We start from the raw sequence: 6,218 nt of genomic DNA on the forward strand, positions 1-6,218 counted from the left end.
CAGCCGTTCCGCGCGTCGTTCCACGGGGGCGTCTCCAAGAATTCCTCTCACATCGGAAAGGTTCCGAAATCTACGGCGGCGCCCGCGGAAGGCCAGCGGAAATTTCGCGCCGGGCCGGCGCCGCTCCGCCGCCGGGGCCGCGACCGCCGGCCGGCGCGGGCCGCGGCCGCGACGACGCGTAACCGATCGGGGACGAGCGCATCTCTACCGCGACATTCCGCGAGGACGGATCGATGCCGACGAGATCGCTCTGGGTTGTTTCGATGGTGGCGGCGGCGCTTGTCGCCTCTGACGCGCGGGCCGCGGACGGCGCGGGAGAGCCGCCTCCGGCCGCCGCCGCGCCGCTGACGCTCGACGAGGCGGTGGCGACGGCGCTCGCCGGCAACCAGTTGATCGCCGCGGCCGGGGCGCAGGCCAACGCGGCCGCCGCCGCGGAGGCGGAGGCGAAGAGCCGGCGGCTGCCGCGGGTCGAACTGCAGGAGACCTACGCCCGCACCACCAACCCGGTCTTCGTCTTCATGAACCTGCTCGGGCAGGCGTCGTTCGGCCCCGGCAACTTCGCCGTCGGCCCGCTCAACCGCCCCGACCCGCTGGGCAACTTCAACACGAAGCTCTCCGTCGCCCAGCCGCTCTACGCCGGAGGGATGATCGCGGCCGGCGCCGCGGCGGCGGCCGACGCGCGCGAGGCGGCGGTCGCGGAGCGGGAGCGGACGCGGCAGCGGGTCGTCCACCAGGTCGTCGAGGCCTACTCCGGCGCCGCGCTCGCCGAAGCGCAGCTCAAGGTGGCGCTCGAGGCGCGCGAGACCGCCCGCGCCCACGTCAAGTTGGCCGAGGACTTGCGCGCCGCGGGCCTCGTCGTGGACTCCGACCTGCTGCAGGCGAAGGTGGCGCTGGCCGAAGTCGAGGAGTTCGCGGCGCGCGCCGAGGCGGACCTCGATCTCGCCGGCGCCGGACTCAACGTCGCGATGGGGCGGCCGCAGGAGACGCCGGTCGAGCTGCCGGAGCGGATCGAGGAGCGTCCCGCGCCGGACGAGCCGCTGCCGACGCTCGTCGCCGCGGCGCTCGCCGGACGGCGCGACCTGCAGGCGATGCAGCGGCGCGTCGCCGCCGCGGGGGAGATGGTCCGCGTCGCGCGCGCCGGCTCGCGGCCCGAGGTCGGCCTAAGGGCGCAGTACGAGATGAACAAGGAGAACGCGCCGGGGCGCGACGGCTCCAACTGGTCGGTTTTCGTCGCCGCGAAGTTCACGCCGTTCGACGGCGGCGCGGCGCGGGCCCGCGCGCGCCGCGCCGAAGAGGAGCGGACGGCGGCCGCGAAGTACGACGAGCTGCTGCGCCAGGGCGCGGAGCTGGAAGTCCGCGCGGCGTGGAACGACCTGCGCGTCGCGCGCCGGCGGCTGGACCTCGCCTCCGCGTCCGCCGAGCAGGCGCGCGCCGCGCTGACGATCGTCGAGGACCGCTACAAGGAAGGGCTGACGACGATCGTCGAGCTGCTCGGCGCGCAGACCTCGCTCACCGCGTCCCGCACGCGCGAGGCCGCGGCGCGGCGCGACGTCCTGCTCGCGCGCTCGTCGCTCGACCTGGCCGTCGGCCGCCTCTGAGCGGCGGAGGGAGCGGGCGATGAAGACGACGGAACGGAACGCGCCCGCGGCGCGGGAACCGAAGGGAGCCACGAAGATGTTCGTTCGTCCGACGATCAAGACGCTGTTCGTCCTCGCCGCCGCCGCGGCGGCGGCCCCGCTCCTCGTCTCGTGCGGCGGCGCGCCGCGGTCGGCGGCCGCGGAACGGCCGGCCGCGGTCGCGGCGCCGGTCGCCGTCGCCGCGCTCGCCGAGACGCCGGAGTTCGCCTCCGCGACCGGCGAGGTCGCGCCGTACGAGCGCGCGAACCCCGGCACGAAGCTGCTCGGCCGCGTGGAGCGGGTCTTCGCGCGGGAAGGGGACGCGGTGCGGGCGGGACAGACGCTGGCCGCGCTCGACGCGGCGGACGTCCGCGCGCAGGTCGGGTTGGCCGACGCCGCGGTCGCCTCGGCGCAGGCGCAGTACGACAACGCCGCCGCGATGTACAGGCGCATCCAGACGCTCGCCGCGCGCGGCTCGGCGACGGCGAAGAACCTCGAGGACGCCGCCGCGGGGAACGCGATGGCCGCGGCGGGGCTGGCGCAGGCCCAGGCCGGCGCGGCGGCGGCGCGCGCGACGCTCGCCTACGCCGAGGTCAAGGCGCCGATCTCGGGGCTCGTCTCGGCGAAGCGGATCGAGGTCGGGGACATGGCCGCGCCCGGCGCGCCGCTCTTCACCATCGACGACGTCTCCCGCGTCAAGGTCCTCGCCGAGCTGGCCGAGGCGGACCTCGCCGGCGTCGTCCCCGGCGCGCCGGCGCGGGCGCGGATCGACGCGCTCGGGCGCGAGTTCGCGGCGACGGTGGACCGCGTCTCCCCCGCCGGCGATCCGCGCAGCCGCACGTTCGAGGTGCAGATCGTCGTGGACAACAAGGACGGCGCGCTGCGCCCCGGGATGTACGCCCGCGCCCTCTTCCCCAAGGCGCCGCGCAAGGCGCTCTTCGTGCCGAAGAGCGCGCTGACGACGCGGGGCGAGCTGGTCGGTCTCTACGCGCTCGACGACGAGGGCGCGGCGCGGCTGCGCTGGGTCCGCGTCGGCCGCGAGGAGGGCGACAAGGTCGAGGTCCTCTCCGGCCTTGCGGCGGGGGAGCGGTACGTCGCCGCGCCGCCCGCCGAGCTCGTGGACGGCGCCCCGGTCGCGGCGCGCTGAGCGGAGGCGGCGATGTCGAACGGAATGGGCCCCGCGGGGCGGATCGCGCGCTTCTTCGTCGACTCCAAGCTGACGCCGCTGCTCGTCGTCGCGGCGCTGCTGCTCGGCGCCTTGGCGGCGTTCAACACGCCGCGCGAGGAGGAGCCGCAGATCGTCGTGCCGATGATCGACGTGATGGTCGGCTTCCCCGGCGCCTCGGCGGCCGAGGTCGAGAACCGGATCGCCGTGCCGCTGGAGAAGCGGATGCGCGAGATCCCCGGCGTCGAGTACGTCTACTCGACCTCGATGCCCGGGGCGGCGATGGTCACGGTGCGCTTCCTCGTCGGCGAGGACCGCGAGCGGAGCCTCGTCAAGGTCTACGACAAGCTGGCCTCGGGGATGGACGCCGTCCCCGAGGGGGCGACGCCGCCGCTGGTCAAGTACCGTTCGATCGACGACGTGCCGATCCTCTCGCTGACCTTCTGGGGCGGGCGGGCGAGCGGCTACGAGGCGCGGCGCGTCGCCGAGGCGGTCGCGCGCGAGGTCGCCAAGCTGGACGACGTCTCGGCGGTCAAGGTGATCGGCGGCGAGCGGCGCGCGTTGCGCGTCGTGCTCGATCCGGGGCGGATGGCCGCGTCGGGCGTCGATCCCGCGGCGCTGGCGCAGGCGCTCCGCTTCCAGAACGCCGCGGCGCCGGCCGGGTCGTACGAGGCCGGCGACCGCGAAATCAAGGTCGAGACCGGCGGCTTCCTCGCTTCGGCGGACGACGTCCGCGCGCTCGTCGTCGGCGCGCCGCAGGGGCGCCCGGTCCGCCTGCGCGACGTCGCCGACGTCGTGGACGGGCCGGACGAGCCGAGCGACTACGTCTTCTTCGCCGCCGGCCCGGCCGCGGCGTCGAAGGGGATCCGCCGCGCCGCGGGGGGGGACGCGCCGCTTCCCGCGGCGACGCTCGCGGTCGCCAAGCGCCGGGGCGCCGACGCCTACCGCGTCGCGGACGAGGTCCTGCGCAAGGTGGACGAGCTGCGCGGCCGCGTCGTCCCCGCGGGGATCGAGGTCGCGACGACCCGCGACTACGGCGAGACGGCGAAGGACAAGGTGGACGAGCTGATGCTCCACCTCGGCGTGGACATCCTCGCCGTGACGCTCTTCGTCGCGCTGACCCTGGGCTGGCGCGGGGCGGCGGTCGTCTTCGTCTCGCTGCCGGTGACCTTCGCGCTGACCCTCTTCGTCTACTACGTCTTCGGCTACACGCTGAACCGGGTGACGCTGTTCGCGCTGATCTTCGTCACCGGCATCGTCGTGGACGACTCGATCATCGTCGTCGAGAACGTCAGCCGGCACCTCGCGATGCGCAAGCTGCCGCCGCTGCGGGCGGCGATCGCGGCGATCGACGAGGTCGGCAACCCGACGATCCTCGCCACGCTGACGGTGATCGCGGCGCTGCTGCCGATGGCCTTCGTGCGCGGGCTGATGGGCCCCTACATGCGCCCGATGCCGGTCGGGGCCTCGCTGGCGATGGTCTTCTCGCTGCTCGTCGCGCTCGTCGCCGCGCCGTGGTTCGCCTACCGCCTGCTGCGCGGCGCGAAGGGGCACGGCGGCGGCGAGTACGACGTCGCGCGGACCCGCGCCTACCGCCTCTACGAGCGGTTCGTCGGACCGCTGCTCGACTCGCCGCGGCGGCGTTGGCTGTTCCTCGGCGGCGTGGCGCTCGCCCTGGCGGCGGCGGTCGCGCTCGTGCCGCTGAAGCTGGTCGCGGTGAAGATGCTGCCGTTCGACGACAAGAGCGAGCTGCAGGTCGTCGTGGACATGCCCGAGGGCACGACGCTGGAGCGGACGGCGGAGGTGGCGCGGGAGATCGGCGCCTACGCGCGGACCGTCCCGGAGGTCGCCGACGTCGAGACGTACGTCGGAACCGCCGCGCCGTTCAACTTCAACGGGCTCGTGCGGCACTACGACCTGCGGCGCGGCGGGAACGTCGCCGACCTGCAGGTCAACTTCGTCGGCAAGAAGGAGCGGTCCGCGCAGAGCCACGACCTCGCGCGGCGGATGCGCGGGCCGATCGAGCGGATCGCGCGCGCGGCGGGCGCGGCGGTGAAGATCGCCGAGGTCCCGCCGGGGCCGCCGGTCCTCTCGACGCTGGTCGCCGAGGTCTACGGACCGACCGACGAGGCGCGCCTCGCGACGGCGCGCGAGGTGAAGCGGATCTTCGAGCGGACCGCCGGCGTCGTGGACGTGGACTGGTTCGTCGAGGCGCCGCAGGAGAAGCGGACCTTCGTCGTGGACCGCGAGAAGGCGGCGCTCGCCGGCGTGCCGGAGGCGCAGGTCGCGCGGACGCTGCGCGCGCTGCTCGCCGGCGAGGACGCCGGGCTGCTGCACGTGCCCGACGCCGTCGAGCCGACGCCGATCACGCTGCGGCTGCCGCGCGCGGCGCGCTCCTCGGCGGCCGACCTCGGCGCCGTGCGCGTCGCGTCGCTGTCCGGCGCGATGGTCCCGCTCTCCGAACTGACGCGCGTGGAGACGGCGGTCGAGCCGCCGTGGCGCTACCGCAAGGACGGCAAGCCGGTGGTCTACGTCGTCGGCGAGACGGCGGGGCGGCGGGAGAGTCCGGTCTACGCGATCCTGGCGATGAAGAAGGAGATCGCGAAGCTCCGCGCGCCGGGCGGCGCCGAGGTGAAGCAGTTCTTCCGCGAGACGCCGTGGTCGCAGGAGCGGCCGGCGGTGAAGTGGGACGGCGAGTGGCAGATCACCTACGAGGTGTTCCGCGACCTCGGGCTCTCGTTCGCCGCGGTGCTGGTGTTGATCTACCTGCTGATCATCGGCTGGTTCCGCTCGCTGACGGTTCCGGCGACGATGATGATCGCCATCCCGCTGGCGCTGGTCGGCGTGCTTCCCGCGCACGGCCTGTTCGGGGCCTACTTCACGGCGACGTCGATGATCGGCTTCATCGCGCTGGCGGGGATCATGGTGCGGAACTCGGTGCTGCTGATCGACTTCGTCAACCTCTCGCTGGCGCGCGGGCGCTCGCTGCGCGAGGCGGTGATCGAGGCCGGCGCGGTGCGGACGCGGCCGATCGTGCTCACCGCGGGCACCGTCGTTGTCGGGGCGTTCGTGATCATCTTCGACCCGATCTTCCAGGGCCTCGCCATCGCCCTGATCGCCGGCGGCGTCGTCTCCACGATCCTCACGCTGGGGGTGGTGCCCGTGGTCCACTACCTCGTGGAGCGGCGCCGCACGACGTGATTTCCGCGGGCCGTTGCCCCTCAGTCCGAAAGGCAACGTCGAGCGAGGTCCTAGTCGGGAGGCAGGCGCGGAGGAAGCCTTAGCTGGGCAACGACCGTCGTGACGCGCCAGCCTCCCCTACGCGAACGCGCCGAGCGGAGCGTGCGGCCGAAAACGACGAGCGCGACGAGCAGCGGGGGGCGGCGGCGGAGCATTGCCCCGTCGCGGAGCCGCCGCCCCCCGCCGCGCGGCGCGCG

3 protein-coding genes are annotated in these 6,218 nt (G+C 74.5%); all 3 read left to right on the top strand.

Features of this window, described 5'->3' with window-relative positions; all coding sequences use genetic code 11:
• Nucleotides 1-233: 233 nt before the first annotated feature.
• The 3 genes from LLG88_07275 to LLG88_07285 are packed head-to-tail and all read left to right on the top strand — an operon-like array spanning nucleotide 234 to nucleotide 5,982.
• On the top strand, nucleotides 234-1,598 hold the full coding sequence (locus LLG88_07275) for a TolC family protein (GenBank protein MCE5246708.1): 1,365 nt from the start codon (nucleotides 234-236) through the stop codon (nucleotides 1,596-1,598).
• A gap of 19 nt (nucleotides 1,599-1,617) precedes the next feature.
• On the top strand, nucleotides 1,618-2,763 hold the full coding sequence (locus tag LLG88_07280) for an efflux RND transporter periplasmic adaptor subunit (GenBank protein MCE5246709.1): 1,146 nt from the start codon (nucleotides 1,618-1,620) through the stop codon (nucleotides 2,761-2,763).
• 12 nt (nucleotides 2,764-2,775) lie between these two features.
• Nucleotides 2,776-5,982 (top strand): efflux RND transporter permease subunit, encoded by a 3,207-nt coding sequence (locus tag LLG88_07285; GenBank protein MCE5246710.1) that lies wholly within the window; start codon nucleotides 2,776-2,778, stop codon nucleotides 5,980-5,982.
• Nucleotides 5,983-6,218 lie beyond the last annotated feature (236 nt).

The organism is bacterium, from assembly GCA_021372775.1.
Lineage (GTDB): Bacteria > Acidobacteriota > Polarisedimenticolia > J045 > J045 > JAJFTU01.

Excerpts from the sequence above, each read along its gene's own strand:
- LLG88_07285 (MCE5246710.1), top strand. The coding sequence starts at position 2,776 with ATGTCGAACGGAATGGGCCCCGCGGGGCGGATCGCGCGCTTCTTCGTC.
- LLG88_07275 (MCE5246708.1), top strand. The coding sequence starts at position 234 with ATGCCGACGAGATCGCTCTGGGTTGTTTCGATGGTGGCGGCGGCGCTT.
- LLG88_07280 (MCE5246709.1), top strand. The coding sequence starts at position 1,618 with ATGAAGACGACGGAACGGAACGCGCCCGCGGCGCGGGAACCGAAGGGA.